The sequence below is a fragment of the Haliea sp. genome (assembly GCF_040221975.1).
Classification (GTDB): domain Bacteria; phylum Pseudomonadota; class Gammaproteobacteria; order Pseudomonadales; family Halieaceae; genus Haliea.
In genome coordinates this window covers 52543-78373 of sequence record NZ_JAVJWR010000031.1, presented here as the reverse complement: position 1 = coordinate 78373, position 25831 = coordinate 52543, and the positions used below count along the sequence as shown (strand labels likewise).

23 protein-coding genes are annotated in these 25831 nt (G+C 64.1%); 7 read left to right on the top strand and 16 right to left on the bottom strand.

Going from position 1 to position 25831, the window contains the following annotated elements:
* Positions 1 to 161 precede the first annotated feature (161 nt).
* Genes RLO07_RS13265 through RLO07_RS13255 form a run of 3 tightly spaced genes read left to right on the top strand, consistent with a single transcriptional unit; the run spans position 162 to position 2951 of the window.
* Complete coding sequence (locus RLO07_RS13265; RefSeq protein WP_462292608.1) at positions 162 to 1304, top strand: Re/Si-specific NAD(P)(+) transhydrogenase subunit alpha; 1143 nt, start codon at positions 162 to 164, stop codon at positions 1302 to 1304.
* A gap of 1 nt (position 1305) precedes the next feature.
* Positions 1306 to 1587 carry an NAD(P) transhydrogenase subunit alpha part 2 gene (locus tag RLO07_RS13260; protein ID WP_462292607.1) on the top strand — a complete coding sequence of 94 codons (282 nt, stop codon included), beginning with the start codon at positions 1306 to 1308 and terminating at the stop codon, positions 1585 to 1587.
* A 2-nt stretch (positions 1588 to 1589) separates the two neighbouring features.
* Positions 1590 to 2951: an NAD(P)(+) transhydrogenase (Re/Si-specific) subunit beta gene (locus RLO07_RS13255; protein WP_462292606.1), complete on the top strand. Its 1362-nt coding sequence runs from the start codon at positions 1590 to 1592 to the stop codon at positions 2949 to 2951.
* Positions 2952 to 3042: 91 nt separating this feature from the next.
* On the opposite strand, the gene RLO07_RS13250 is transcribed toward RLO07_RS13255, so the two are convergent.
* The 14 genes from RLO07_RS13250 to argS form a co-directional block, all read right to left on the bottom strand.
* The gene (locus tag RLO07_RS13250) at positions 3043 to 4806 is read right to left on the bottom strand and encodes an ABC transporter transmembrane domain-containing protein (RefSeq protein WP_462292605.1); all 1764 of its coding nucleotides are present in this window, start codon (positions 4804 to 4806) and stop codon (positions 3043 to 3045) included.
* The gene (tatC, locus tag RLO07_RS13245; protein WP_462292604.1) at positions 4806 to 5558 is read right to left on the bottom strand and encodes a twin-arginine translocase subunit TatC; all 753 of its coding nucleotides are present in this window, start codon (positions 5556 to 5558) and stop codon (positions 4806 to 4808) included. Before tatC ends, RLO07_RS13250 begins: the two co-directional genes overlap by 1 nt.
* Positions 5555 to 5899, bottom strand: a complete 345-nt coding sequence (gene tatB, locus RLO07_RS13240) for a Sec-independent protein translocase protein TatB (RefSeq protein ID WP_462292603.1) — start codon at positions 5897 to 5899, stop codon at positions 5555 to 5557. Before tatB ends, tatC begins: the two co-directional genes overlap by 4 nt.
* A gap of 9 nt (positions 5900 to 5908) precedes the next feature.
* Positions 5909 to 6130 carry a twin-arginine translocase TatA/TatE family subunit gene (gene tatA, locus RLO07_RS13235; protein WP_462292602.1) on the bottom strand — a complete coding sequence of 74 codons (222 nt, stop codon included), beginning with the start codon at positions 6128 to 6130 and terminating at the stop codon, positions 5909 to 5911.
* 46 nt (positions 6131 to 6176) lie between these two features.
* Entirely contained in the window at positions 6177 to 6497 is a 321-nt protein-coding gene (locus RLO07_RS13230) for a phosphoribosyl-ATP diphosphatase (protein ID WP_462292601.1), read from the bottom strand.
* Positions 6494 to 6892 (bottom strand): phosphoribosyl-AMP cyclohydrolase, encoded by a 399-nt coding sequence (gene hisI / locus RLO07_RS13225; RefSeq protein ID WP_462292600.1) that lies wholly within the window; start codon positions 6890 to 6892, stop codon positions 6494 to 6496. The genes RLO07_RS13230 and hisI overlap by 4 nt, the downstream gene beginning before the upstream one ends.
* A 54-nt stretch (positions 6893 to 6946) precedes the next feature.
* Positions 6947 to 8608: a ubiquinone biosynthesis regulatory protein kinase UbiB gene (gene ubiB / locus RLO07_RS13220; protein WP_462292599.1), complete on the bottom strand. Its 1662-nt coding sequence runs from the start codon at positions 8606 to 8608 to the stop codon at positions 6947 to 6949.
* The gene (locus tag RLO07_RS13215; protein ID WP_462292598.1) at positions 8605 to 9246 is read right to left on the bottom strand and encodes a ubiquinone biosynthesis accessory factor UbiJ; all 642 of its coding nucleotides are present in this window, start codon (positions 9244 to 9246) and stop codon (positions 8605 to 8607) included. The genes ubiB and RLO07_RS13215 overlap by 4 nt, the downstream gene beginning before the upstream one ends.
* 1 nt (position 9247) lies before the next feature.
* The gene (ubiE, locus tag RLO07_RS13210; protein ID WP_462292597.1) at positions 9248 to 9997 is read right to left on the bottom strand and encodes a bifunctional demethylmenaquinone methyltransferase/2-methoxy-6-polyprenyl-1,4-benzoquinol methylase UbiE; all 750 of its coding nucleotides are present in this window, start codon (positions 9995 to 9997) and stop codon (positions 9248 to 9250) included.
* 56 nt (positions 9998 to 10053) lie between these two features.
* Positions 10054 to 10446 carry a gamma-butyrobetaine hydroxylase family protein gene (locus tag RLO07_RS13205; RefSeq protein WP_462292596.1) on the bottom strand — a complete coding sequence of 131 codons (393 nt, stop codon included), beginning with the start codon at positions 10444 to 10446 and terminating at the stop codon, positions 10054 to 10056.
* Between the two features lie 15 nt (positions 10447 to 10461).
* Positions 10462 to 11787: an ATP-dependent protease ATPase subunit HslU gene (gene hslU, locus RLO07_RS13200; RefSeq protein ID WP_462292595.1), complete on the bottom strand. Its 1326-nt coding sequence runs from the start codon at positions 11785 to 11787 to the stop codon at positions 10462 to 10464.
* Positions 11788 to 11799: 12 nt separating this feature from the next.
* Entirely contained in the window at positions 11800 to 12339 is a 540-nt protein-coding gene (hslV, locus tag RLO07_RS13195; RefSeq protein ID WP_462292594.1) for an ATP-dependent protease subunit HslV, read from the bottom strand.
* Between the two features lie 98 nt (positions 12340 to 12437).
* Positions 12438 to 13037: an SPOR domain-containing protein gene (locus RLO07_RS13190; protein ID WP_462292593.1), complete on the bottom strand. Its 600-nt coding sequence runs from the start codon at positions 13035 to 13037 to the stop codon at positions 12438 to 12440.
* 2 nt (positions 13038 to 13039) lie between these two features.
* The gene (argS, locus tag RLO07_RS13185) at positions 13040 to 14725 is read right to left on the bottom strand and encodes an arginine--tRNA ligase (protein ID WP_462292592.1); all 1686 of its coding nucleotides are present in this window, start codon (positions 14723 to 14725) and stop codon (positions 13040 to 13042) included.
* Between the two features lie 256 nt (positions 14726 to 14981).
* Here argS and RLO07_RS13180 point away from each other — a divergent pair, with 256 nt between their 5' ends.
* A complete protein-coding gene (locus RLO07_RS13180) occupies positions 14982 to 17354 on the top strand; it encodes a TonB-dependent receptor domain-containing protein (RefSeq protein WP_462292591.1) in 2373 nt (790 codons plus the stop codon).
* A 58-nt stretch (positions 17355 to 17412) separates the two neighbouring features.
* Positions 17413 to 19104: an alkaline phosphatase D family protein gene (locus RLO07_RS13175; protein WP_462292590.1), complete on the top strand. Its 1692-nt coding sequence runs from the start codon at positions 17413 to 17415 to the stop codon at positions 19102 to 19104.
* Positions 19105 to 19132: 28 nt separating this feature from the next.
* Here RLO07_RS13175 and RLO07_RS13170 read toward each other — a convergent pair whose 3' ends face one another.
* Positions 19133 to 21331: a primosomal protein N' gene (locus tag RLO07_RS13170; protein ID WP_462292589.1), complete on the bottom strand. Its 2199-nt coding sequence runs from the start codon at positions 21329 to 21331 to the stop codon at positions 19133 to 19135.
* 177 nt (positions 21332 to 21508) lie between these two features.
* Between RLO07_RS13170 and rpmE the strand changes: the two genes are divergently transcribed.
* Both rpmE and RLO07_RS13160 read left to right on the top strand, forming a co-directional pair.
* Entirely contained in the window at positions 21509 to 21730 is a 222-nt protein-coding gene (rpmE, locus tag RLO07_RS13165) for a 50S ribosomal protein L31 (RefSeq protein ID WP_462292588.1), read from the top strand.
* Between the two features lie 219 nt (positions 21731 to 21949).
* A complete protein-coding gene (locus RLO07_RS13160) occupies positions 21950 to 23212 on the top strand; it encodes a malic enzyme-like NAD(P)-binding protein (protein ID WP_462292587.1) in 1263 nt (420 codons plus the stop codon).
* A 34-nt stretch (positions 23213 to 23246) separates the two neighbouring features.
* Here the strand turns inward: RLO07_RS13160 and RLO07_RS13155 are convergent, their stop codons facing one another.
* Positions 23247 to 25688, bottom strand: a complete 2442-nt coding sequence (locus tag RLO07_RS13155; RefSeq protein ID WP_462292586.1) for a penicillin-binding protein 1A — start codon at positions 25686 to 25688, stop codon at positions 23247 to 23249.
* Between the last annotated feature and the right edge of the window lie 143 nt (positions 25689 to 25831).

The window sequence follows — 25831 nt, the reverse complement described above, 5'->3', positions numbered from 1 at the left end:
GGTGAATAATAGACATAATTCCGCACTGGCGGTCTCTGTGCTACAGTCCGTCGCCGGCGAGGGATCGCGGTCACTATAAGACGCTGCAGCAGCAGCGCCAGCGGGACGGCCTACACAAGATCCACAATCGACACGCTTACACTAACGGGGTAGGAAGCACTATGCGCATCGCAATTCCCAGGGAGACACATCCGGGAGAGAACCGGGTGCCGGTCACGCCGGAGACAGCCAAGAAGTTGTGCCGTCTGGGCGCTGACCTTGTGATCGAGCACGGCATGGGTCTCGGATCCGGCTTTGCCGACGAGGAATACGCCGCAGCCGGCGCCACGCTGACCAGCGACCGGGAGGCCCTGTTCCGCGAAGCCGACCTGTTGCTGCGCTTGCGCAAGCCACAGCGTGATGAAGTGCCGATGATGAAAAAGGGCAGCATCCACATCAGCTACCTCGATCCTTTCAACGAGCATGAACTGGTGCGGATGCTGCAGCAGCACGGCGTAACCGCGATCAGCATGGAAATGATTCCCCGTACCACCCGCAGCCAGAAAATGGATGCCCTGAGCTCCCAGGCCAACCTGGCGGGGTATGTAATGGTGCTGCAGGCGGCAACCCACCTGCCGCGCATTTTCCCGATGATGATGACGCCCGCAGGCACGCTGAAGCCCGCCAAGGTGTTTGTGATCGGTGCCGGCGTTGCCGGCCTGCAGGCCATTGCCACCGCCAAGCGCCTGGGGGCTCGAGTCACCGCCTTTGATACCCGGCCAGTAGTGGCGGAGCAGGTGCACTCCCTGGGTGCGACCTTCCTCGATATCGATCTGGGCGAAACCGGCGAGGCCGCCGGTGGTTATGCCAGGGAGCTGACCCCGGAGCAGATCGAGAAGCAGCGCGAGGCCCAGAAGGCTACCATTGCCGAGTCCGATGTGGTCATCACTACGGCCCAGGTGTTCGGCCGCAAGCCGCCGGTGATCATCACCCGGGACATGGTGGAAGGCATGCAGCCGGGCTCGGTAATTGTCGACATGGCCGCGGAGACCGGCGGCAACGTGGAAGGCTCGGTGCCCAACGAGGTGGTTACGGTCAAGGGCGTCACCATCATCGGCAAGGGCAATCTCCCCAACGAGGTGTGTCGCGACGCCAGCCACATGTATGCCAACAACCTGTTCAACCTGGTGGAAGACGCCTGGGACAAGGACAGCAACCGCTTCAAGATCGATTTTGAACACGACATCCTGCCGGGCTGCATTATCACCCACGGCGGTGAAGTCACCAACGAAACCATCAAGAAAGTCCTGGCGGGGGGCAACTGATATGGAAGCCGTATTTCTGACCTTTATCCTCATGTTGGCCATATTCCTGGGCTTCGAGTTGATCAACAAGGTACCGGCAACGCTGCACACCCCCCTGATGTCGGGCGCCAATGCGATTTCCGGCATTACCGTGGTAGGGGCCATCGGCCTCGCTGGCACCGGCCAGCAAGACCTGTCCAACTGGCTGGGCGCTGCCGCGGTAGCGCTGGCCTCCATCAACGTGTTCGGCGGCTACATGGTGACCGATCGCATGCTGGCAATGTTCAAGAAGAGGGGTAAGTAATCATGGGCGCAACCGGATTGGCCATTCAGATGGCCTATGTCATCGCCGCGGCCCTGTTTATTTTCGGCCTCAAGCTGCTGGGCTCGGCGGCAACCGCGCGCAAGGGCAATCTGCTGTCCGCCGTGGGGATGCTGCTGGCGATCGTCGCAGCACTGCTGGATCAGGGCATCGTGGAATATCAGTGGATCCTGCTGGGTTTCGTGCTCGGTGGGGTGATTGGCGCCGGCACCGCGCGCCTGGTGAAAATGACCGCCATGCCGGAAATGGTGGCCCTGTTCAACGGTTTCGGCGGCATGGCGAGCCTGCTGGTCGGCGCCGCGGCCCTGGCCACCGCCAGCGGCACCTTTGTGCTGGTGACCATTGTCCTGTCCATCCTGATCGGCGGCCTGACCTTTACCGGCTCGCTGGTGGCCTACGGCAAGCTCAGTGAAACCATTGGCAGCGGCGCGGTACAGTTCCGCGGCCAGCAGATCGTCAACAGCCTGATCGTGCTGGGCATACTCGTCAGCGCGGTGATGTTCTGCCTGCAGCCGGAGAACAGCCAGTGGCTGTACCTGATCATTGGCCTGTCCCTGTTGTTCGGCGTCATGGTGGTTATCCCCATCGGCGGCGCCGACATGCCGGTGGTGATCTCCCTGCTCAACTCCTACTCCGGTCTCGCGGCCTGTGCGGCGGGTTTTGCCATTGGCAACAACATCCTGATCGTGGCGGGTGCCCTGGTCGGTGCCTCCGGTATCATCCTGACCCAGATCATGTGCAAGGCCATGAACCGCTCCCTGAGCAACGTGCTGTTCAGCGGCTTTGGCAGTGTCAGCACCGAGCAGGCAGTGGTGGAAGGCGAGATCAAGCCGATCTCCGTCGAAGATGCCTTCTACATCCTGGAGGCGGCGAGCAACGTGGTGATCGTGCCCGGTTACGGCATGGCCGTTGCCCAGGCCCAGCACGTGGTCAAGGAGCTTGCCGAGCTGCTGGAGGAGAACGGCTGTGTGGTCAACTTCGGTATCCACCCGGTGGCGGGTCGCATGCCCGGGCACATGAACGTGCTGCTGGCGGAAGCGGACGTACCCTATGACCAGTTGCTGGAAATGGACGAGGTCAACCCGCGTATGGAAACCGTCGATGTCGCCATCGTCATCGGCGCCAACGATGTGGTCAACCCCGCCGCACGGGAAGTGGAGTCCAGCCCGATCTACGGCATGCCGGTGATCAATGTGGACAAGGCGCGCACCGTGTTCGTGCTCAAGCGCTCCATGGCGTCGGGCTTCGCCGGCATCGAGAACCCGCTGTTCTACAAGGAAAATACCCGCATGCTGTTTGGCGATGCCAAGGAAAGCATCGGCGGCCTGATCCGCGAGTTCAGCTGATTCTGTAGGAGCCCGCCCTGCGGGCGATCGCCCGCGGACAAGGTGAATGGCCGCGTAGCGGACAGAGAAGGTGGCCTGGGCCAGCGGGCTCCTACACGGGGGACTCTTCCGGTTCGCGAAACTGCAGATTGGCCAGGCGCGCATACAGCGGGCAGTCCTGCAGCAGACTCTGGTGCGTGCCCGTCGCCACCAGCTCCCCCTTGTCCAGTACCGCAATCAGATCCGCATGGAGGATGGTCGACAGGCGGTGGGCTATGATCACCGTGGTGCGGTTGCGCATCAGTTCCTGCAGGGCCAGTTGCACCTGGTGTTCACTTTCACTGTCCAGCGCGCTGGTCGCTTCATCCAGCAACAGCACCCGCGGGTTGTTGAGGATCGCCCGCGCCAGGGCGATACGCTGGCGCTGGCCGCCTGACAGGCGTACACCCTGCTCGCCCAGATGACTGTCGTAGCCCTGGGGCAGCCGGTCGATGAAGTCGTCGGCATGGGCGGCTCTTGCCGCCGCCGCCACTTCCTCGTCGCTGGCATCGGGCCTGCCGTAGGCGATGTTGTAGCGGACGCTGGCGGTGAACAGGGCCGGCTGCTGCGGTACCAGGGCCAGTTGCCGGCGCAGGGTGTGCAGGCCGATGTCGCGAATATCCACCCCGGCGAATTCGATACTGCCTGACTGCGGGTCGTAGAAGCGCTGCAGCAGCTGGAACAGGGTGGACTTGCCGCCCCCTGAGGGCCCGACCAGTGCCAGGCTCTTGCCCGCGTCAATCTCCAGGGTCAGGTTCTTCAGGGCGGCCTCCCCGGGTCGGGCCGGATAGCTGAAGGTCACGTTGCGAAAGGCCAGTTCCGCCACCGGCAGCTCGCACTCGGCGCCGCTGTCTGCCAGGTCGCTGCGGGTGTGCAGCAGTTCCAGCAGCCGTTCGGACGCCCCGGCGGCCCGCTGTACCTCACCCCAGACCTCTGAAATGGTGGCAAAGCCCGACCCCACCATGATCGCGTAGAATACGAAGGCGCCCAGTTCGCCGCCGCTCATGCGCCCGCTGATCACATCCTGGCCGCCGCTCCAGAGCATGGCGCCCATGCCGGCGAACAGCAACAGGATAGCGACACAGACCAGCAGTGCCCGCTGCCGGATACGGCGGCGGGCGATGGCGAAGGCGCGCTCGACCTCGCCGGCGAAGGCCGCGCTCTCGCGATCTTCACCGGTGTAGCTCTGGACCGTGCGGATATGCTGGATGATCTCGCCGGCGTAGCTGCCCACGCTGGCGATACTGTCCTGGCTCTGGGTCGACAAGCGTCGCACCCGGCGCCCGAATATCAGGATCGGCAGCAGCACCAGCGGCACCCCCGCAGTGATGATCAGGCTCAGCTTGACGTTGGTGACGAACATCAGCACCAGGCCGCCGACCAGGGTCAGGCTGCTGCGCAGGGCCATGCTCAGGGAGGAGCCGATGATGGTCTGCAGCAGGGTGGTATCGGTGGTCAGGCGCGACATGATCTCGCCGCTGCGGTTGGTTTCGAAGTAGCCGGGATTGAGGCGGATGATGTTGTCGAACACGGCCTTGCGGAGGTCGGCGCTGACCCGCTCCCCGAGCCAGGACACCAGGTAGAAGCGGACGAAGGTGCCGACGGCCATGGCCCCCGCGATCACCATGATCACGCCGATGGCGTTGCGCAGATCGGCGCTGGTGCCGCCGCCAAAGCCCTCGTCTATCAACACCTGTATGCCCCGGCCCAGGAACAGGGTCGCACCGGCGGTAAACACCAACGCAGCGCCGGCACCCAAAAGGCGCGCGCGGTAGGGCAGCAGGAACCGGAATATGGCCAGCAGCGGTGACAGGGAGCGGCTTCTGGCCGGCGCCATTACTCCGTGTCTGCCGCGCTGTTGTCCCGGCGCTGGATAAAGCGCCCGAAGAAGACCCCGAATTCGAACAGAATCCACATGGGTACTGCCAGCAGGGCCTGGGAGATGACGTCAGGGGGGGTCAGCAGCATGCCGAACACGAAGCAGCCGACGATGATGTAGGGGCGCTTCTTCACCAGGTCTTCCGGTGTGGTGATGCCGGCCCAGATCAGGATCACCGCGGCAATCGGGATCTCGAAGGCGATACCGAAGGCGAAGAACAGCTTGAGCACGAAATTCAGATAGCTGTTGATGTCCGTCATCATGGCGATATCGGCCGGCCCCACACTGGTAAAAAAGCCGAAGATCAGCGGGAACACCACGTAGTAGGCAAAGGCGGCGCCGGCATAGAAAAGCAGCACACTGGATGCCAGCAACGGTATCGCCAGGCGCTTTTCATGGCGATACATGCCCGGGGCGATAAAGCTCCAGATCTGGTAGAGCACATAGGGTATGGCAATGAAAATGGCCGTCACCAGGGTCAGCTTGAAGGGCGTCAGGAAGGGGGAAGCCACCTCGGTGGCGATCATGGTGGCGCCTTCCGGCAGCAGGGCCCGCAGCGGCTTGGAGACAAAGCTGTAGATCTCGTTGGCGAAGGGAAACAGGCAGATAAATACCACCAGCACCGCCAGTAGCGCCCGCAGCAGCCGGTCCCGCAGCTCGGTCAAATGTGCCACCAGCGGCAGCGGCTGGTCGGCGGGGTCTTCGCTCATTGCGGGGGGGACTCCTGGCCTGGAGCAGGCTCGGCACCGGTCTTTTTGTCACCGGTAGCCTCGTCGGCCGATCTGGTCACAGTGGCAACGTCGTCCTCAAGCTCCCGCTGGGCCTTGGCCACGCCGGTCTTGATCTCGTCCCGGGTCTTGCGCAGCTCCTGCAGCACGGCGTCGTTGTGCAACTCCTGCTCCACCTCATGGCGGATGTCGTTGAAGCCGCGCTTGATGCGGTGCAGCCAGGCGCTGGCCGTGCGGATGGTGCCCGGCAACTTTTCCGGGCCGATCACCAATAGGCTCACCACGGCGATGATGACCAGCTCGGTAAAACCGATGTCAAACATGGGCGCGGATCAGGGCTTGCCGTTGCTGTCCCCGGAACTCCGGGTGGCGTCCTCTGCCTCTGTGTCTGCGCTGTCTGTCGTGCTGTCGTCGTCCTTGATGCTCTTGCGAAAGCCCTTGACCGCGCTGCCGAGGTCGCTGCCCAGGGTGCGCAGGCGCTTGGTCCCGAACAACATGATGACAATTGCCAGAATGATCAGCAATTGCCAGATACTAATACCACCGATACCCATGCCTGTCTCCGTATTCCCTGATCGTGCCGTTGTCGGCGTTCCCCGCTCAAGTGCGGGATGCCTTTTCTTCCAGTCCTGATACCCCGACCCTCTGCTGCAGGCACTCCAGTACCGCAGCCGAGTCCAGGTTGAGGTGCGACAGCAGTACCAGGGTGTGAAACCACAGGTCCGCGACCTCACCGATCAGGGCCCCGGGGTCATCGCCCGTGTCCTTTGCCGCCAGGATCACTTCCGTCGCTTCTTCACCCACCTTCTCAAGGATCTTGTTGAGACCCTTGTGATGCAGGCTGGCGACATAGGACCCGGCGGGGTCCGCGAGCTTCCGTTGGGCCAGTATGCGATCCAATTGTTGCAGGATGTCGCTCATTGCGGCTGTCCGTAAAGTGTTTCCGGCGATTTCAGGACCTCGTCCGTGACCTGCCAGTTGTCATCCTGCCAGCACTGGTAGAAACAGCGTCGGCGACCGGTATGACAGGCGATGTCGCCGACCTGTTCCACCCGCAACAGCAGGGTGTCGCCATCACAGTCCAGGCGCAGCTCTTTCAGCAACTGCACATTGCCCGAGCTTTCACCCTTGCGCCAGAGTGCCTGCCGGGAGCGCGACCAGTAGATCGCCCGGCCCTCGGCCACGGTCAGTGCCAGTGACTCGGGATTCATCCACGCCATCATCAGTACTTCGCCAGTCTGCCAGTCCTGGGCGATGGCGGGCACCAGGCCCTGATCGTTCCAGTGCACAGCTGCGCTCAGTGGATTGGCTGTCATTGTCTTCACGGTCTCCATGGGCCGGCATTATGGCACAGGGACAATACGGACACATCAGCCGTCACTGCTGCGGGGCCACAGCAATGCCAGCGCCACGCCGGCCAGCAGCCAGCTCGCCCAGGGGAGTTCGGCGAGCCGGGCAATGCCGTCCGGGAGTGCCAGTGCCGCGGCCAGGACAAGGGCTACCGCGGCCAATAGCTGGCGCCGGCGCCGGCGCCGGCCCAGGTCCCGGAGAGTTTGCAGGTCGCCGCCAGGCTGCGATGGGTGCGCCTGCATGGCGGTGCCGGGGGGGCGCTGCAGGCTGTCCAGCACCGCATCGGGCACCTGGGGCAGTTGTTCCAGCCAGGAGGGCACATGGCGCTGCAGGCGCTTGAGCATCGCCTGCGGCGAGTAGCGCTCCTGCACCCAGCGCTCCAGATAGGGCTGGGCGGTATCCCACAGGTTCAGCTGTGGATAGAGCTGGCGGCCCAGGCCCTCAATATTGAGCAGGGTTTTCTGCAGCAGCACCAACGAGGGCTGTACCTCCATGTCGAAACGGCGCGCGGTGCTGAACAGGTAGATCAACAGCTGGCCGAAGGAAATCTCGCTGATCGGGCGCTCGAATACCGGTTCGCAGACCGCGCGCATGGCGGACTCGAAGTCCTGCACCCGGGTGGACGCCGGTACCCAGCCGCACTCCACGTGCAGTTCGGCCACTTCCCGGTAGTCGCGCCGGAACACTGCCAGCAGGTTGCGCGCCAGGTAATACTGGTCGGCATCGCTGAGGCTGCCGACGATGGCGCAGTCCACGGCGATGTAGCGCGGATCGGCCGGGTCGCTGGCATCGACGAAGATGTTGCCGGGGTGCATGTCGGCGTGGAAAAAATTGTCCCGGAAGACCTGGGTAAAGAAGATCTCTACGCCCCGCTCCGCCAGCAGCTTGAGATCAGTGCCCCGGGCCTCCAGGGTTGCAACGTCGGTGACCGGAATGCCCTTGATACGCTCGGAGACCATGACATTGCTGCGAGTGAAGTCCCAGTACACCTGCGGTACGTACACCAGCGTGCTGCCCTCGAAATTGCGCCGCAGCTGGGACGCATTGGCGGCCTCCCGGCGCAGGTCCAGCTCGTCGAAGATGGTCAGTTCATAGTCCGCAACCACTTCCACCGGGCGCAGCCGCTTGCCGTCGGGCAGGTAGCGCTGCACCAGCCGCGCCAGGGTATACAACAGCGCCAGGTCCTGGCGGATGACCGGCTTGATATCCGGCCGCAGCACTTTCACCACCACATCCTCGCCCCCGTGCAGGGTGGCGCCGTGCACCTGCGCGACAGAGGCGGACGCCATCGGCAGTTCCTCGAAGCGCGCGAACAGGGTGGTCAGCGGCTGCCCCAGGGCCGTCTCGATGATTGCGGCGGCCTCGGCTTCGTCGAAAGGCGGTACCTTGTCCTGCAGTTTCGCCAGCTCGTCGGCAATATCCGGCGGCAACAGATCGCGCCGGGTCGACAGCAGCTGGCCGAACTTGATGAACACCGGGCCCAGTTCCTCCAGAGCCAGGCGCAGGCGCTCGCCGCGACCGCGATCCGGCCCGCGCCCGGCACGCCAGGGGGACAGGCGCAGCAGCGTACGCGGCACCGCGGACAGCTTGTCAGTATCGATGAACTCCTGCAGGCGATAACGGCCGGCGATGTGCAGAATGCGCAGCAGGCGGCGGCTGCGGCTGAATGCGCCGGCGCTCACGATGCCGCCTGCGCGATGCGCTTGCGCAGCCTGGCCAGGCGCGATTGCAGGCGCTCCACCCGTTGCTCCAGAGCCTGCACATCGGCATAAAAATCCTCAACCTCCAGCCGTGGTGGACTCAGGCGGGCCTCTTCATGAATGAACTCCTCCAGCTGCCGCAACAGGCTGTGGCTGACGGCGCGGCCGCCACTGATACCCGCACGCAGCAATTCCGCCAGCTGGTGGCCGGCGACGTCGCCGAGGGCCTCCACCAGTGGCGCTTCCCAATCCAGGTCCAGGTTGCCGACGATCTGCTGCAGTTCGATCAGCGGCGCGCTGTCACCACGCAGGGCCAGTTTGCCATTGATCAGGGTTGCGGCGGGGTCGCTGGAGCTGGCGAGCTCGGCAAAGTCTGCCGCGGTGCCGGTCACCTGCGTGGTTACCGGGCCGTCGTGGTAACCCAGCAGCCGGACCTGCTCCGCGCCCGGTTGCAGATAGACGGCAACTGCCGGCGCGCTGCACTCGATGGCAAACGTGTGGCCGCTGAGACCTGCCAGCTTCCGCTGCGCGACCGGGTCCAGGGCCAGAGCCCGATTGAGCGCAGCTTCCAGCGCCGCCAGTGCCGCCGTGGTAACGGTTGGGTCCAGGCTGGCGGCCATGTCAGGCCTTGACGCCCCGGTGCAGGGCGACGATGCCCCCGGTCAGGTTGTGGTATTCGCAATTGACGAAACCGGCGTCCTCCATCATGCCCAGCAGTGTGTCCTGGTCGGGATGCACGCGGATGGACTCGGCGAGGTACTGGTAACTGTCGCTGTCGCCCGCCACCAGCTTGCCCATCAGCGGCAGGACGCGGAACGAGTAGCCGTCGTAGGCCTTGCCCAGCAATTCGTTGCGGGGTTTGGAGAACTCCAGCACCAGCAGACGTCCGCCGGGCTTCAGCACCCGCAGCATGGAGCGCAGGGCCAGATCCTTGTCGGTGACGTTGCGCAGACCGAAGGCGATACTGACGCAGTCGAAGCTGTCGTCGGGAAAGGGCAGGTACTGGGCATCAGCCTGCACGTACTCGAGGTTGCCCTGGTAGCCGTGATCAATCAGCTTGTCCCGGCCCACCCGGAGCATGGATTCATTGATGTCCGCAAGCACCACACGGCCGTCGGCGCCGACGATGTCGGCGAACTTTGCCGCCAGGTCGCCGGTGCCGCCGGCGATGTCGAGCACGGACTGGCCTGCACGCACGGCGCTGAGTTCAATGGTGAAGCGCTTCCAGATACGGTGCACACCGCCTGACATGAGGTCGTTCATCAGGTCGTAGCGGGCGGCAACCGAGTGGAACACGTTGGCGACCAGACCCGCCTTGGCGTCCTCATCAACTTCCCTGTAGCCGAAATGGGTGGTGCGTTTCTTGCTCATGCGGCCTCCGCCGGCGAACAGCTGACCGCGTATTGTAGCGCGTTGTCGGTGCCCGGTCAGGGCTGGAAGTTGATCACCTGTACCTGGGGGTCGCGGCTGGCGCCGGCGGCGGTCATGCGCTCCAGGTACTGCTGCCACAGGGTTTCCTGCTGTGAGCAGAGCTGACGCAGGTAATCCCAGGAATACAGGCCGGTGTCGTGGCCGTCATCGAACACCAGCTGCAGGGCGTAGTGGCCCACGGGCTTGATGGCGGTGATGTTGACCCCGATCTTGCCGGTCTGCAGTACCTCCTGGCCGGGGCCGTGCCCCTTCACCTCGGCAGACGGCGAATGCACCCGCAGGAACTCGCAGCTCAGGCGATAGCGTTCATCCCCCGGGTACACCAGTTCCAGTTCCCGCGACTTGCGGTGCAGGTGGATGTCCAGCGGGCGTTGGGCACTAGCGGTCATGGTGGGCTACCGTGGTCAGAGGATAAAGCGGGACAGGTCTTCGTCTTCGCTCAGGGCCTGCAGTTGCTGGTTGACATAGTCCGCGTCGATTTTCAGCCCCTGCTGTTGCAAGCCGGAATCAGCCGCGGCAAAGGAGGCCTCCTCCAGCAGCCGCTCCATGATGGTGTGCAGGCGCCGGGCGCCGATGTTCTCGGTTTTCTCGTTCACCTGCCAGGCGGTCTCGGCAATGCGTCGCAGCCCGTCCCGGGTGAACTCTACCTGCAGGCCTTCAGTGCCCAGCAGAGCCTGGTACTGTTCAGTGAGGGACGCATCCGGTTCAGTGAGGATGCGCTCGAAGTCATCGGCGTTCAGCGAGTCCAGCTCCACCCGGATTGGCAACCTGCCCTGCAGTTCCGGAATCAGGTCCGAGGGCTTGGCCAGGTGAAAGGCACCGGAGGCGATGAACAGGATGTGGTCGGTCTTGATGGCCCCGTGCTTGGTGGTCACGGTGGAACCCTCGATCAGCGGCAGCAGGTCCCGCTGTACCCCTTCCCGGGAGACATCGGCGCCGCCGGTGTCGCCGCGCTTGGCAACCTTGTCCAACTCGTCGATAAACACGATGCCGTTCTGCTCCGCCTCGTGGATGGCCTTCTGCTTGAGCTCATCTTCATTGACCAGCTTCGCGGCCTCCTCGTCGCGCAGGGCCTTGAAGGCGGCCTGCACCGGCATGCGCCGGGTCTTGCGCTGCTGTCGCGACATGTTGGAGAACATGCTCTGCAACTGGCTGGTCATTTCCTCCATGCCCGGGGGCGCCATGATCTCCACCCCGGCGCTGCTGGCGGCCAGTTCCACATCCACTTCCTTGCTGTCCAGCTCGCCCTCGCGCAGCTTCTTGCGCAGCAACTGGCGGGTGCCGGCGCCGGCGCCGCTGTTGTCGCTGTCCCTGGCGGGGGGCAGCAGGATATCCAGCAGTCGCTCCTCCGCTGCCTCTTCGGCGCGGAAGCGCACCCGCTCCATTTCCTGCTCCCGGTACAGCTTGACCGCCACGTCCGCCAGGTCGCGGACGATGGATTCAACGTCCCTGCCTACATAGCCGACCTCGGTGAACTTGGTAGCCTCGACCTTGACGAAGGGCGCGTTGGCGAGCTTTGCCAGGCGCCGGGCGATCTCGGTCTTGCCGACGCCGGTGGGGCCGATCATGAGTATGTTCTTGGGGGTGATTTCCGCCCGCAGTGCCTCGGGCAGCTGCATCCGGCGCCAGCGGTTGCGCAGGGCGATGGCGACCGCACGCTTGGCATCCTGCTGGCCGATGATGTGCTTGTCCAGCTCGTGGACAATCTCGCGTGGAGTCATGTTGGACATGATACGGGCTACCTAGTAGTCGAGTTGCTCGATGGTCTGGTTGTGGTTGGTGTAGATGCAGATGTCGCCGGCGATATTCAGGCCCTTCTCGACGATGCTGCGGGCGTCCAGGTCGGTATTGTCCAGCAGCGCGCGGGCCGCGGACTGGGCATAGGGCCCACCGGAGCCAATGGCGATCATGTTGTCTTCCGGCTCGATCACATCGCCGTTGCCGGTGATGACCAGGGAGGTTTCCTTGTCAGCCACCGCCAGCAGGGCCTCCAGCCGGCGCAGGGAGCGCTCGGTTCGCCAGGCCTTGGCCAGTTCCACCGCGGAGCGCACCAGATTACCCTGGTGCTTGTCCAGTTTGGCCTCGAACAGCTCGAACAGGGTAAATGCATCCGCGGTGCCGCCGGCAAAGCCTGCCAGGACCTGGTTCTTGTGCAGCCGGCGCACCTTGCGCGCATTGCCCTTCATTACCGTGTTGCCCAGCGATACCTGGCCGTCGCCGCCAATCACGACACTGTTGCCGCGTCGCACCGAGAGAATGGTCGTGCCTCTGTACTGTTCCACAATCTGTCTCCTGTTCCGCTGGATATGGGGGGTGGTGGCAGGAATTCAAGCGCTGTAGCGGGGGTGACTCGGAAGAGCGGGCCTCAGGGGCGCCCGGCTCAGGGACTGTCCCGTTTCATCAACAGGGTGTCGATGTTCTGGGCGGTGGTCAGTCCGCGCGCCCGACTCATCTGGGCGTGGGTCTGGAACGGTCCCAGATAGACCCGGAAGAAGCGCCCGTGCTCGCCGCTGGCCTCCTCTACCCGGGGTTCCAGGCCCAGCAACAGCAGTTCCGCCCGGCGCCGGTCCGCGTCCTCGCGCTGGCGGAAGGAGCCAGCCTGCAGCAGGAAGGTCTCCCCCTGTGCGGTGGCATCGGTGCGCGGGGTTGCCACCTGTGCGGGCTCCACGTCCACCGCAATACGCTGCTCCGGCAGCATGGTATAGAAGTCGAACCGCGGTTTCGGCGGCGTCTTGTCGGCGGCGGCCGTTGCCGCGCCGGCCGCTGCCGCGGCGGCCGCTTCCGTGCCTGCCCCGACGCCGGGATCGGTGCCAGGGGGCAAGGTGCCCAGGTACAGCAAAAGGCTGAGGAAGGCCCCGGTGCCGACCCCGGCACCGTACCAGCGCCAGGGGCTGGCGGGCGCCTGGGCGGAGTTGCGGCTGGCGGCCTGGGGTTTTCTGCGTGCACCGCTGCGGCTTCCCCTGGCGTATTCCCTGGCCACGGCTACATGGTCTCCGGGGCGCTCACGCCCAACAGGTGCAGGCCATTGGCAATGACCTGTCGCACCGCTTCGCCCAGGGCCAGGCGGGCATCGCGCAGGTCCTGCTCTTCCACCAGGACCTTGTGGGCGTTGTACCAGGCGTGAAACTCACCGGCGAGTTCGCGCAGGTAGTTGGCGATGGTGTGGGGCTCACTGGCCAGGGCGGCGCTCGCGACCACCTCGGGATACTGGTCGAGGCGCTTGAGCAGGGCCTTCTCATGGTCTTCCTGCAGCCGCTCCAGCGCCGCCAGGCTCCGCTCCGGGGCCCAGTCCCAGCCCTGTTCGGCCAGTTTGCGGCGCATTGAGCAGGCCCGGGCATGGGCATACTGGATGTAGTAGACGGGGTTGTCGTTGCTCTGGGACATGGCCAGATCGATATCGAAAGTAAGCTGGGAGCTGGGCGCCCGCGCCACCAGGAAATAGCGGGTGGCGTCGCAGCCCACCTCGTCGATCAGGTCGCGCAGGGTGACATAGCTGCCCGCACGCTTGGACAGCTTGACCTCGCTGCCATCGCGCATGACCGTCACCATCTGGTGCAGGACATAGTCGGGCCAGCCCTCGGGGATGCCCGACTCCAGCGCCTGCAGGCCGGCCCGGACCCGGGTCACGGTGCTGTGGTGGTCGGCACCCTGTTCATTGATCACTCGCTCGAAGCCGCGCTGCCACTTGTTGAAATGATAGGCCACGTCGGGCAGGAAATAGGTATAGCCCCCCTCGCGCTTGCGCATCACCCGGTCCTTGTCATCGCCGAAGGCGGTGGTGCGGAGCCAGAGGGCGCCGTCCTGCTCATAGGTGTGACCGTTGGCGATCAGCCGGGCAACGGTCGTCTCGACCTCACCGGATTCATACAGGGACGACTCCAGGAAGTAGTGGTCGAAATGTACCGCGAATGCCCTCAGGTCGAGATCCTGTTCCCGGCGCAGGTAGGCCACCGCGAACTCGCGGATGGCGTCGATATCCCCGGGGTCGCCCCGGCCCGCAACGTGCCGGTCCTCAGCGTCAATCTGTTCTCCGGCGAGATAGGCCTGGGCCACATCGCGGATGTAGTTGCCGCGGTAACCGTCCTCGGGCCAGCCCGGATCGTCGGGGCCCAGGCCCTGGCAGCGCGCCTGCACCGACAGTGCCAGATTGCTGATCTGGGCCCCGGCATCGTTGTAGTAGAACTCACTGGCGACGGACCAGCCGGTGGCGGCCAGCAGCCTGCAGATACTGTCGCCGACGGCGGCGCCGCGGCCGTGGCCGACATGCAGGGGTCCGGTGGGGTTGGCGGAGACAAATTCCACCTGCACCCGGCGGCCGGCGCCCACCTCGGAGCAGCCATAGCGGCCGGCCTGCTCCAGCACCCGCTGTACCACGGCCTGGCTGCTGCTCGCGGAGAGGAAAAAATTGATGAAGCCGGGGCCGGCGATCTCGGTCTTGCTGATGAACGGGGCGGCTGGCAGGGCCGCACAGATCATGGCGGCCAGGTCGCGGGGCTTCCTGCCGGCGCTTTTGGCCAGGATCAGGGCAATATTGCTGGCGAGGTCACCGTGGCTCGGGTCGCGGGTGCGGTCGATAGTGATGTCCGGCCGGGTATCCGCCGGCAGATCACCCGCGGCGACCAGTGCATCCAGTGCCTGTTGGATCAGCTGTGACAGTTGTTCCTTCATCTATGGGGAGTGTACCTGCTGTGTGGGTTCGGGGGCCGCTGTGGGCAGCCCGGCAGGCGCGCATTATCGCCGTAAACGGCTACCCATGGCCAGACCGGCGCCGGGATCAACAGGTTTCACGAAACCATCACCTCAACTTCACGGAGCCTTCATGTTCGCTCCGTAGATTACCCGGGCCAAGCGTGCAGACCCGCAGCCACAGCGAGCGGGCTGGCGTCTGGCCTTTCATCAATGCTTTGTTTTTCTGGGGAATGGTATGTTTAGACCAATTTTTGCGCAACGCCCTTGTGCCCGCCTGGTGCGGCTGGCTCTCGCCGGTAGCCTGACAATTTCTGCAACGGCCGGAGCGCAGAGCAACGATCCGGTGCTGGAGGAAATTACGGTCGTCGCCCGTAGCCAGTACTACGGCAACAACGTCGTGACGGACAGCATGAAGATGCAGCAGTCGCCGGTGACCAGCATCAACGCACTGATAGACAATCTGCCGGGCGTGTCCATCCAGGAAGGCGATGCCTACGGCTTCGACGACTGGTCCACCACCATTGCCGTCCGGGGTTTCCAGATCAGTCTTGATGAACAGCAGATCGGCACGACACTGGATGGCATTCCCAACGGCGGTAGTGGTTACGGCGGTGGCGCCAAGGCCAACCGCTATCTCGACTCGGCCAACCTGCGTACGGTTACGGTATCGCAAGGCACTGCCGACATCGCCTCGCGTTCGCTCGACGCCCTCGGTGGTACCATTGACTTTGTTTCCGATGACCCCGAGGAAAACGCCCGCATCCGCTTCCAGGGCTCTGTCGGCGAGTATGATGCCCAGCGCTACTACGCGCGTGTCGACACCGGACGCTTTGCCGGCGACAACAGGGTCTGGATCTCCGCGTCCCACCAGAGCGCCAGCGACTGGGTCAACGGCGCCGCCGAGAACGAGCGTGACCACATCGCCGCCAAGCTGGTTTCCGAGCTGGGCCGCGTGGATGTCACTGCCTACCTGTCCTACGACGATATTCACGAGGACAATTACCAGCGCCTGTTCAGCCCGGAGGAGTATGCCAGCAACCCCGAATGGGACCGGCTGACCGATACCTGGACCGGCATCCCCTATGTAGACCAGGTGCACCGCCGCGGCTGGTCAACGCTGCGCGAAAACCTGCTCGCCTACGTGAAGGCGAGCATGGAAGTCACTTCCGATCTGCGCCTGTCGGCCGGGGTGTACTATCACGATAATGAGGGACGCGGTGACTGGATTCCCCCCTATCTGGTGGATGTGGTCAATGATCAGGGTGGGCCACAATCCGAGTTTCTGGGCCTGACCAGCACCAATGGCGGCGGCGCTCTGGGCCAGATTTTCTTCGTTGACGGGGCCGGCAATACGCTGTCCCCGCGGGCCGACTGTGTCTCCTCAATCACCTTCCCCTACGGTGGGGCGGGCCCCAACTACGACCCCGCCTGTTATCCCGCCGGCGCGATACCTGTACAGTCCTATCGCCATACCAACTACGAAAAAGAGCGCACCGGGTTCATGCTCGATGCTGAATGGGCCTCCAATCTGGCAGGCCAGGACAACACTCTGCGTGCCGGACTCTGGTATGAGGATCAGGAACGCGGCGAGACCCGCACCTGGCAAAAGCTTACCGATGCGCGGGTTGGCATTGAATTCGACAAGGTGCCGTACTGGACCCAGTACGACCGTACGTACCCGCAGGAGGTCCTGAAGTGGTATGCCGAGGACAGCCTGCAGCTGGGCCGGGTGCAGTTGACACTTGGAGCCAAGCAGTTCCTGGTTGACCTGGAGCGTCGAGACAACTTCGGCGAATCCAGCGACGTCAGGTTGAATTCAGACTCCGACGTGCTGTTCTCTGGCGGTATTCTCTGGGAAACCCCGATCGAAGGGCTGGAACTGTTCGCCGGCTATGCGGAAAACTTCAAGGCCATCTATGACGAAATCCTTGAGCGTCCAGAATCCGACCTGGATTCTCTCGAGCCTGAAACCGCCGAGAACCTCGAGGCCGGCCTGCGCTACCGGAACGGTGATCTTTACCTGACGGCGACCGCATTCCAGATCGATTTCGAGAACCGGATCATCTTTCTCAGCCCGGAAAGTGACGCGGGTCCCAACTACCTGATTGGAACCAACGGCACCTACTTCAACGCCGGTGGCATCGAGTCGGACGGCATCGAACTGACCGCGGACTTCAGGGTGTCGGACAGCCTGTCTCTCTATAGCGCCTTTACCCTGAACGATGCCAGCTACGTGGGTACGGGTGACTCCGCGATTGATGCGGGGCTGGGCATTCAGCCGGGCAAGGATGTGGTCGGTATCCCCGACCAACAGCTGGTGGTGTCCCTGGACTGGAATCGCGACAATCTCGCGGCGGGTATCAGCGGCAAGTATACCGGTGAGCGTCCGATTCGCCTGGACAATAGCTGGGTTGCCGACGATTACACCACCGTTGACGCCTACATCACTCTGAATGGTGGCGCCCTGGGTGGCAGCTCCAGCAACTGGAGTGTGACGCTGCTGCTGAACAATGCCTTTGACGAGGGCTACCTCGGTGGCATTGCTGGCCAGGGTGCATGGATTGGGGCGCCGCGCACGATATCCGCTTCAGTGACGCTGGACCTCTGACCTCCCCCGGGTCTTGCTTGCCGGCCCCCGGGCCGGCGTATCTGTTCAAGGAGACAGTATGAAGCGCTTGCCACTCACGCGCCGCCAGATCCTCGCAGGGCTTTCCGCCACGCTGCTGTTGCCGGTCGGGCTGCGCGTCCGCGGAGAGACGATGGCGGCGGCCGGCCCGTTTCCACATGGGGTTGCCAGTGGTGACCCCGATCAAACATCGATTGTCCTCTGGACCCGGCTGACGGTTCCCGGCGGGCCAACAGAGTGTCTCTGGGAGCTTGCCAGCGACCCGGGTTTCCAGCAGATAGTGCGTAGCGGCCAGGTGTCCACCGGCGCTGACCGTGATTACACCGTCAAGATCCTCGCCTCCGGCCTGGCACCCGGCCAAACCTACTACTATCGCTTTTTGTGGGGCAGCCAGTACTCTCCCACGGGTCGTACGCGCACGCTCCCTTCGGGCTCTCTGGCCTACCTGGGGCTTGCGGTGGCATCCTGTTCCAACCTGCCGTTTGGCCACTTCAATGCCTATGAGGCCATCGCGCAGGACCCGGCGGTGGAGTATGTCCTGCATCTGGGAGACTATTTGTACGAGTACGGTGCCGACGGCTACGGGGCGAGTACGGGTGAACAACTGGGCCGGCTGCACAATCCGCCGCACGAGATGGTATCCCTGAACGATTATCGACTGCGTCACGCCCAGTACAAGGCTGACCCGCAGTCGCAAGCGATGCACGCAGCGCATCCGCTGATCCCACTCTGGGACGACCATGAATCCACCAACAACCCCTGGATGGGCGGAGCGGAGAACCACCAGCCGGACCAGGAAGGCGACTGGCGCACGCGGCGCGATGTTTCCCTGCGTGCCTGGTACGAATGGATGCCCGTGCGCGAACCCGGCCTGGCGGAGGACCCGGCGGCCTACTGGCGGCACTTCCGGTTCGGTGACCTGGCCTCGCTGGTAACGCTGGAGACCCGGCATACCGGCCGCGTCCGCCAGGTAGACTACGCTACCGAAGCTCTGGCTGCGATGGATCCGCAGTCTGCACAGCAGTTTTTGCGGAACGTGGTCGGCGCACCCGGGCGCGAAATGCTGTCGACCGAGATGCAGGATTTCGCCGCCCGGGCTCTGGCAGAGTCCGTCAGCAGCCAGCGCCACTGGCGCCTGATCGGCAATCAGGTCCCCATGGCCAGAATGCTGGCGCCACGGCTGGATGCATCGGACCTGGCTTATCTGCAGACCCGGGTTAGCGAAGCGAACCTGCAGCGCGCCAAATACTTCGCTCGTCTCGGCGAACTCGGCCTGCCGCTGTATCTGGATCCCTGGGATGGCTATCCGTGGGCGCGGGAAGCGTTTTATCAACGCTGCCGCGCAGCTGGCGCCACCGACCTGGTGGTGCTCACCGGGGACAGCCACAGCTTTTGGCAAAACAGCCTGTACGACGGCGAGGGCAGACACATGGGTGTCGAGCTTGGCACCACGGGCATCTCTTCGCCCGGCGACTTCCTGGAGTTCGGGACTGAAGGCGCGCGGCTGATGGACCAGCGGTTGATTGCAAGTAATCCCGAGGTGCTCTGGACCGAGGGCACCCGCAATGGCTATCTGCGACTAAAGATCACTCGGGACGCGCTGCAGGCGGACTTTGTCAGCGTCAGCAACATCTTGAGCCGCGACTACACGACGAGCCTGCTGCGGCAGGTCACCCTGCGGTGCGAGGGCGGCTCGCTCACCCAGGCGGTGACCCGCGACCTCACCGGGTAGCGCCCGGACCGGGCCAGGGCAGCGGCCATCAACCCAGATCCAGCGGGTCGACGTCGATGGACCAGTTCAGGCCATTGCGCGCCGGCAGCTGCGTCGCTGCCGCCACCAGCAGCCTCGCGGCCTGCTGCGCCTGGCGCACATCGGTCGCGGTAACCAGCAGCTGGCTGCGAAACTTGCCGGCGCGGCGTTGCATTGGCGACGGCAGGGGGCCGATCACCTGGCAGCCTGCGGGAAGCTGCGCCTGGGCGTTGCGTCGTAACGTCCCCAGGAATACCTCCCCGGTAGCGGCATCCGTGCTGTCGGTACGCAGCAGCAGCAGACGGCCCCAGGGGGGCATGCCGCTCTGTCGGCGCTGGTCCAGCATCCTCCGCGCCTGGTCGGCGTAGCTGTCCTGCAGCATGGCCAGCATTACCGGGTGGTCGGGATAATGGGTCTGCAGCAGGACCCGGCCGGCGTCACCTGTACGCCCTGCCCTGCCCGCCACCTGGGTCAGCAGTTGCGCCATGCGCTCCTCGCCACGGAAATCCGCGCTGAACAGCAGGGCGTCGGCATCGATCACCGCAACCAGATTGACGCCGGGGAAGTGGTGGCCCTTGGTCAGCATCTGGGTGCCCAGCAGGATACAGGGCTGGCCGGCCCTGACTTCATCCACCAGCGCCTGCATGGCCCCGCGACCCTGCATGGAATCGCTGTCGACCCGGTGCACCGGCCAGGCGCTGAATTGCAGTCGCAGGACGTCTTCGGTCTGTTCCGTGCCGAGGCCATTGGTCAGCAGGCGGTTGCCGTGGCATTGGGGGCACCGCTGGGGCAGGCCCTCACCCGCGCTGCAGTGATGGCAGCGCAGGCGGCGCTGGCGCCGGTGCACGGTCATGCGGGCATCGCAGGCCCGGCACTGGGCGATCCAGCCACAGTCGTGACATTGCAGGGTCGGCGCGTAGCCGCGGCGATTGAGAAACAACAGCACCTGGTGACCGGCCTCCAGGGCGCTGCGCACGGCGTCGCGCAGGGCGCTGGACATGCCCCCCTGCAGTTCCTGCCTGCGCACGTCGATGGCAGCGATCGCCGGCAGTTCGCCGCTGCCCGCGCGCAGGGTCAGCTGATGGTGTCCGTAGCGCCCCTGCAGTGCATTGTGCAGCGTCTCCAGTGCTGGAGTGGCGCTGCCGAGGACAACCGTGCAATCCTCGATCTGGGCGCGTTTCACGGCCAGGTCCCGGGCGGAATAGCGAAAGCCGTCCTGCTGCTTGAACGAGCTGTCGTGTTCCTCATCGACAATGATCAGGCCCGGACGCTGCAAGCTGGTGAATATCGCCGAGCGGGTGCCGATGACGATACCCGCGGCGCCGGTGCGGGCCGCTTCCCAGGCCGCATAGCGCTCGCTGGCGTTGAGGCCGGAATGCAACACGACAACGCCCTGGCCGAAGCGGGACCGGAACCGCTCCAGGGTCTGCGGTGTCAGGCCGATTTCCGGAATCAGCACCAGCGCCTGCTGGCCCTGCTGCAGGCAGTGAGAAATCAGCTGCAGGTAGACTTCGGTTTTGCCGCTGCCGGTGATGCCCTCCAGCAGATGGCTGGCGAAGCTGCCGTAGCCGGCGAGGACCCCGCTTACCGCGGCTGCCTGGTCCGGGTTCAGCGCGAGGCCAGGACCCGGTTGCGGTGTCGGTATCGCGGGTGGCAGGATGCAGCGCTCGGCCAGGCCTTTCTGCTCCAGCTGGCGCAGGATACTCGTGCTGATGCCGAGCTCCTTGAACACGGTGGCGGCGATGGCGCCGCCCTGCTGCAGCAGTTGCAGTGCCTCGGCCTGTCGCGGCGAGCGCCCCAGCGCACCGGTGGGCAGGCCCTTGCCGCGCTGACTGAGGGTCCAGGCCGCGGCTCCGGGGGGCTGGTGCGGCTTGCCGCCGCGCAGCCCCGGGGGGAATGCGAGTTCCAGAACTTCGCCCGGAGGGTGCTGGTAGTAGTCCGCCGCCCACAGGCACAGCTGCAACAGGGACGCTGACGGTAGCGCCTCGGTGTCCAGCACTTCCCTGGCTTCCTTCAGCGCGCTGGCGGGCAGCTCGGAATCGGCGGCTACCTCAACCAGGTAACCCTGGAGCTGCCGGCGGCCGAAGTTGACGCGCAGGCGGCACCCCGGTTGCAGGGCTGCAATAGCCTCCGGGGTCAGCTGCGCCGGGGGCAGATAATCGAACAGGGAGCGCAGCGGAGTCGGTATGGCGAGGCGGAGTATCGGCATTGCGCCTCTCATGGGCGTGGCTGGTGGTCGCAGGGCGGGCAATAATACAGCAGCCACGGCACTTGCGTCCGGCGCTGTGTCTGGTACTATGCGCGCCTATTTTTTCACGCTATCTCCACAATCCGGCGCGGTGCCCGACGAGATCGGGTGGCGGCGCCAATACACAGGAGCAACACCATGAAAGCAGAAATACATCCCAAATACGAGGCCGTCAAGGCAACGTGCAGCTGCGGCAACGTTATCGCCACCCGGTCCACCCGTTGCGAAGACTTTCACGTCGATGTGTGCTCCGAGTGCCACCCATTCTTCACCGGCAAGCAGAAAGTCATGGACACCGGTGGCCGTGTAGACCGCTTCAAGAAGCGCTTTGGCGCCCGCGGTGCTTCGCGCCAGGGCTGATGTGCCACGGCTGCGCCAGTCGCAGCCGACCAGGAGAGCCGGGCTGCCGCGAGGTGCCCGGCTTTTTTTGTGCCGTCACCACTGGCCCTCGCCTTTTGCGCCTGCCCGGTTAGTCCCATTGTCTGCAGGGGCCGCGCGAATGCGGCTTGTGAGCCCGGGATGTTTTCTATATTCTCGTCCGTCTTTCCCGCAGGTGCCTCGAAAAGCGCGATCACGATTATGAGCAATGATTTCAGACAGGCTGCCCTGGATTATCACTCCGGGCCGGTGCCGGGGAAAATCAGTATCGAACTGACCAAGCCCGCCGAAACCCAGGCTGACCTGGCTCTGGCCTACAGCCCGGGCGTCGCCGAGCCCTGTCGGGAAATTGCCGCCGATCCGGAGGCCGCCTATCGCTATACCGGCAAAGGCAATCTCGTCGCTGTTATCAGTAACGGCACTGCAGTCCTGGGCCTTGGCAATCTGGGTTCACTGGCGAGCAAGCCGGTCATGGAAGGCAAGGCGCTGCTGTTCAAGCGATTTGCCGGAATCAACTCGGTGGATATCGAGGTGAATACCGAAGACGCGGCCAGCTTCATCGACACGGTTGCCAATATCGCGGACACTTTTGGCGGCATCAACCTCGAGGATATCAAGGCTCCCGAGTGCTTCGAAATCGAGGCGGAACTGGGGCGGCGCTGCAGCATTCCCGTTTTTCACGACGACCAGCACGGTACTGCGATAGTCACCGCCGCGGGAATGATCAACGCGCTGGAAATTCAGGGCAAGCGGCTGCAGGATGCGGTGATTACCTGCCTGGGGGCCGGTGCGGCTGCAATCGCGTGCATGCGCCTGCTGCTGAGCATGGGTGCGCGGCAGGAAAACATCTACATGCTCGACCGCCGCGGTGTGATCTATGCGGGCCGCGAGGGTGTCAACGCCTACAAGCAGGAGTTCGTGAATCAGACCGACAAGCGCAGCCTGAGCGACGCGGTCAAGGGGGCCGACGTGTTCGTTGGCCTCTCGGGCGCGGATCTGCTGAGTGCGGAGATGCTGCTGTCCATGGCCGACCGGCCGGTGGTTTTCGCCTGCTCCAACCCCGACCCCGAGATCCGGCCCGAACTGGCGCATAGCGTCCGCGATGACCTGATCCTGGCGACCGGCCGTTCAGACTATCCCAACCAGGTCAACAACGTTCTGGGGTTCCCGTTCATTTTCCGCGGCGCCCTGGATGTGCGCGCGAGTGCCATCAATGAAGCCATGAAGGTGGCGGCGGTGAAGGCGCTCAGCGAGCTGGCCAGGGAGCCGGTCCCGCCCTCGGTGCTCGCCGCCTGCGGTGAAACCGAACTGTCTTTCGGCCCCCGCTACATCATTCCCAAGCCCATGGACAATCGACTGCTGGAGCGTATCGCGCCGGCTGTTGCCAGGGCGGCGGTGGACAGCGGAGTGGCCCGGATTCCCTACCCGGCGGATTACGCGCCCAGCATGGCCACTCTGCCCTAGAAGACCGGGCGACGGCGCGACTGCAGCGCGCCTGTCAGAAAATATCCTTTATCAGCTCATCGTTGGTCCTGCCACCGGCGCCCTGTTGTTCGCTGTCACCGCCCGGGGCAGGAACCCGCTCTTCCCGGAAGTATTCGAAGATGGCATTGTCCTGGCCCGGACGGGCCAGCAATCCGGTGTCCGGGTCGATCCGGACATGGACGATTCCCGGTGGCAGCGGGCGCTCTGCGTCCGGACTGTCGCGCAACGCAAACCGCATGTACTCTATCCAGATCGGCAGTGCCGCGGTGCCGCCGAACTCGCGTCGGCCCAGCGGGGTGTAGTTGTCGAAGCCTACCCAGGCCGTGGTCACGACATCCCGGTTGTACCCGGAGAACCAGGCGTCCATGGGTCCGTTGGTGGTGCCGGTCTTGCCGGCGAGGTCATTGCGGCCCAGGGCCAGCGCCCGGCGCCCGGTGCCGCGCTTGATGACGTCCTGCAGTATGCTGTTGAGAATAAAGTTGATCCGCTCCTCCATGACCCGTTCGGCCCGCGGCGGCTGGTCGCTTTCAGGCGTGCCCGACAGGATCTCTTCCATCCGCAGCTCCCTGTCCTCCTGCGCGGGACCGGCAACATCCTCGCAGTCCCTGCAAACGGTGGCCGGCATGGCCTGGTAAATCGTGTTGCCATCGACATCCTCCACCCGCTCAATGAGCCAGGGCGTTACCGCGTAGCCGCCGTTGGCCAGCACCGAGTAGGCGGCTGCAAGCTCCAGGGGTGTCATCACATGGGTGCCCAGGGCGAGAGAGAGGTCCTGTGGAAATTCACTGGTGTCGATACCGAATCGCTGCACATGTCGGAGCAGCTGGGGTACGCCGATCTGCTGTAACAGGCGGATTGATACCAGGTTGCGGGACTGGGTCAGGGCCCAGCGCAGGCGGGTGGGGCCGTAGAAGCGGCCGCCGTCGTTTTCCGGGCGCCAGATATCTTCCAGCGAAGTATCCTGCAATACCACCGGGGCATCGTTGATGATACTGGCGGCGGTGAAACCGGCTTCCAGGGCGGCGCTGTAGACGAAAGGCTTGAAGCTGGAGCCGGGCTGGCGCCTGGCCTGGGTGGCGCGATTGAACTTGCTGTTCTCAAAGCCCATGCCACCGACAATGCTGACAATCGCGCCATTGTCCGGGTTCAGTGACACCAGCGCCGCCTGGGCGGCCGGAACCTGGGCCAGTTGCCAGCTGCCGTCCTGCCGTTGCTCAACCCGGATAAGGTCGCCCACGCTGACCACGTCCGCCACGCTTTGCGGGGCCTTTCCCACGGAGTTTTCCGAGAGGTAGGGGCTGGCCTGGCGCAGGCCGTGATCCCACAGCAGGATGTCGCTGCTGCCATCGCGGAACAGGATACTGACTTGCCGGTCTCCCAGTTCAGTGACAATGGCCGGTGTCAGGCCTGCCTCCACCGGGGTCTCGATCAGGGCGGCCTGCCACACGGCCAGGGCATCCTGGCCGGTGTCCCCTGCCGGTAGTGGCAGCTGACGCTCCGGCCCGCGGTAACCGTGGCGCTTGTCGTAGGTGATCAGGCCCTGAATCACGGTTTCCTGTGCCAACTGCTGGAGCTCGCTGCCGATGGTGGTGTAGACCTTGTAGCCGTCGGTATAGGCCACCATGCCGAAGCGGTCCAGCATCTCCTGGCGCGCCATTTCCGCGGCATAGTCAGCCGCGAAACTCAGCTGTGCTCCGTGATGGCTGGCGCTGACGGGTTCTGCCACGGCACTGGCCCAGGCGTCGCGATCGATGTAGCCCAGGCCGAGCATGCGGCCCAGGATCCAGTTGCGCCGCTCCCGGCTGCCCTCCGGGCCGCTGATCGGGTTGTTGCGTGACGGGGCTTTGGGTATGCCGGCGAGCATCGCATGCTGGGCCAGGCTCAGCTCGCTGATGCTGCTGCCATAGTAAACCTGTGCCGCGGCCTCGAAGCCGTAGGAGCGGTGGCCCAGAAAAACCCGGTTGAAATACAGCTCAAAGATTTCTTCCTTCTCCAGTTCGCGCTCGATCTTGATAGCCAGCAGGATTTCGTTGAACTTGCGCATGAATGTGCGCTCAAGACTCAGGAAGTAGTTGCGTGCCACCTGCATGGTGAGGGTGCTGCCACCGGAACCTTTTTCGCCGGTGAGTGCCAGCTCGGACACTGCCCGCATGAGACCGGCGAAGTCCACGCCCCGGTGGCGGAAAAAACGGTCGTCTTCCGCGGCCAGCAGGGCCTGGATAAATTGGGCCGGAATCTGATCGAACTGCATGGGGTTGCGTTTCTGCTCACCAAACTGGCCGATCAGGTCGCCCTCGCGGGTAAAGACCTGCATCGGGGTCTGCAGTTTGACGTCCCGCAGAGTTGCGACGTCAGGCAGGCCCGGGTTCAGATACAGATAGACACCTGCCAGAAGCCAGCTGGCACCGAGAATGCCGAGCAGGATGCAGCGCAGTAAAAAACGGAGGAACTTCATTTATTCCTTTACAAAGCAGTGGCTTGTATTACTGTAGGGTGGAAGGGTAGCGAGATCGTTTGGTAATTATAAGCTTATTTTGCTTTTTGATTGCAGGAATGATTATGCTATACCTATAATTAATGTAATGGTGTATAAAAACA

Excerpts from the sequence above, each read along its gene's own strand:
- tatC (WP_462292604.1), bottom strand. The coding sequence starts at position 5,558 with ATGAGCGAAGACCCCGCCGACCAGCCGCTGCCGCTGGTGGCACATTTG.
- RLO07_RS13215 (WP_462292598.1), bottom strand. The coding sequence starts at position 9,246 with ATGGCCGCCAGCCTGGACCCAACCGTTACCACGGCGGCACTGGCGGCG.
- RLO07_RS13250 (WP_462292605.1), bottom strand. The coding sequence starts at position 4,806 with ATGGCGCCGGCCAGAAGCCGCTCCCTGTCACCGCTGCTGGCCATATTC.
- rpmE (WP_462292588.1), top strand. The coding sequence starts at position 21,509 with ATGAAAGCAGAAATACATCCCAAATACGAGGCCGTCAAGGCAACGTGC.
- RLO07_RS13170 (WP_462292589.1), bottom strand. The coding sequence starts at position 21,331 with ATGCCGATACTCCGCCTCGCCATACCGACTCCGCTGCGCTCCCTGTTC.
- RLO07_RS13180 (WP_462292591.1), top strand. The coding sequence starts at position 14,982 with ATGTTTAGACCAATTTTTGCGCAACGCCCTTGTGCCCGCCTGGTGCGG.
- ubiE (WP_462292597.1), bottom strand. The coding sequence starts at position 9,997 with ATGAGCAAGAAACGCACCACCCATTTCGGCTACAGGGAAGTTGATGAG.
- hslU (WP_462292595.1), bottom strand. The coding sequence starts at position 11,787 with ATGTCCAACATGACTCCACGCGAGATTGTCCACGAGCTGGACAAGCAC.
- RLO07_RS13265 (WP_462292608.1), top strand. The coding sequence starts at position 162 with ATGCGCATCGCAATTCCCAGGGAGACACATCCGGGAGAGAACCGGGTG.
- tatA (WP_462292602.1), bottom strand. The coding sequence starts at position 6,130 with ATGGGTATCGGTGGTATTAGTATCTGGCAATTGCTGATCATTCTGGCA.
- RLO07_RS13255 (WP_462292606.1), top strand. The coding sequence starts at position 1,590 with ATGGGCGCAACCGGATTGGCCATTCAGATGGCCTATGTCATCGCCGCG.
- RLO07_RS13175 (WP_462292590.1), top strand. The coding sequence starts at position 17,413 with ATGAAGCGCTTGCCACTCACGCGCCGCCAGATCCTCGCAGGGCTTTCC.
- hisI (WP_462292600.1), bottom strand. The coding sequence starts at position 6,892 with ATGACAGCCAATCCACTGAGCGCAGCTGTGCACTGGAACGATCAGGGC.
- RLO07_RS13155 (WP_462292586.1), bottom strand. The coding sequence starts at position 25,688 with ATGAAGTTCCTCCGTTTTTTACTGCGCTGCATCCTGCTCGGCATTCTC.
- argS (WP_462292592.1), bottom strand. The coding sequence starts at position 14,725 with ATGAAGGAACAACTGTCACAGCTGATCCAACAGGCACTGGATGCACTG.
- RLO07_RS13260 (WP_462292607.1), top strand. The coding sequence starts at position 1,306 with ATGGAAGCCGTATTTCTGACCTTTATCCTCATGTTGGCCATATTCCTG.
- tatB (WP_462292603.1), bottom strand. The coding sequence starts at position 5,899 with ATGTTTGACATCGGTTTTACCGAGCTGGTCATCATCGCCGTGGTGAGC.
- RLO07_RS13205 (WP_462292596.1), bottom strand. The coding sequence starts at position 10,446 with ATGACCGCTAGTGCCCAACGCCCGCTGGACATCCACCTGCACCGCAAG.
- RLO07_RS13160 (WP_462292587.1), top strand. The coding sequence starts at position 21,950 with ATGAGCAATGATTTCAGACAGGCTGCCCTGGATTATCACTCCGGGCCG.
- RLO07_RS13230 (WP_462292601.1), bottom strand. The coding sequence starts at position 6,497 with ATGAGCGACATCCTGCAACAATTGGATCGCATACTGGCCCAACGGAAG.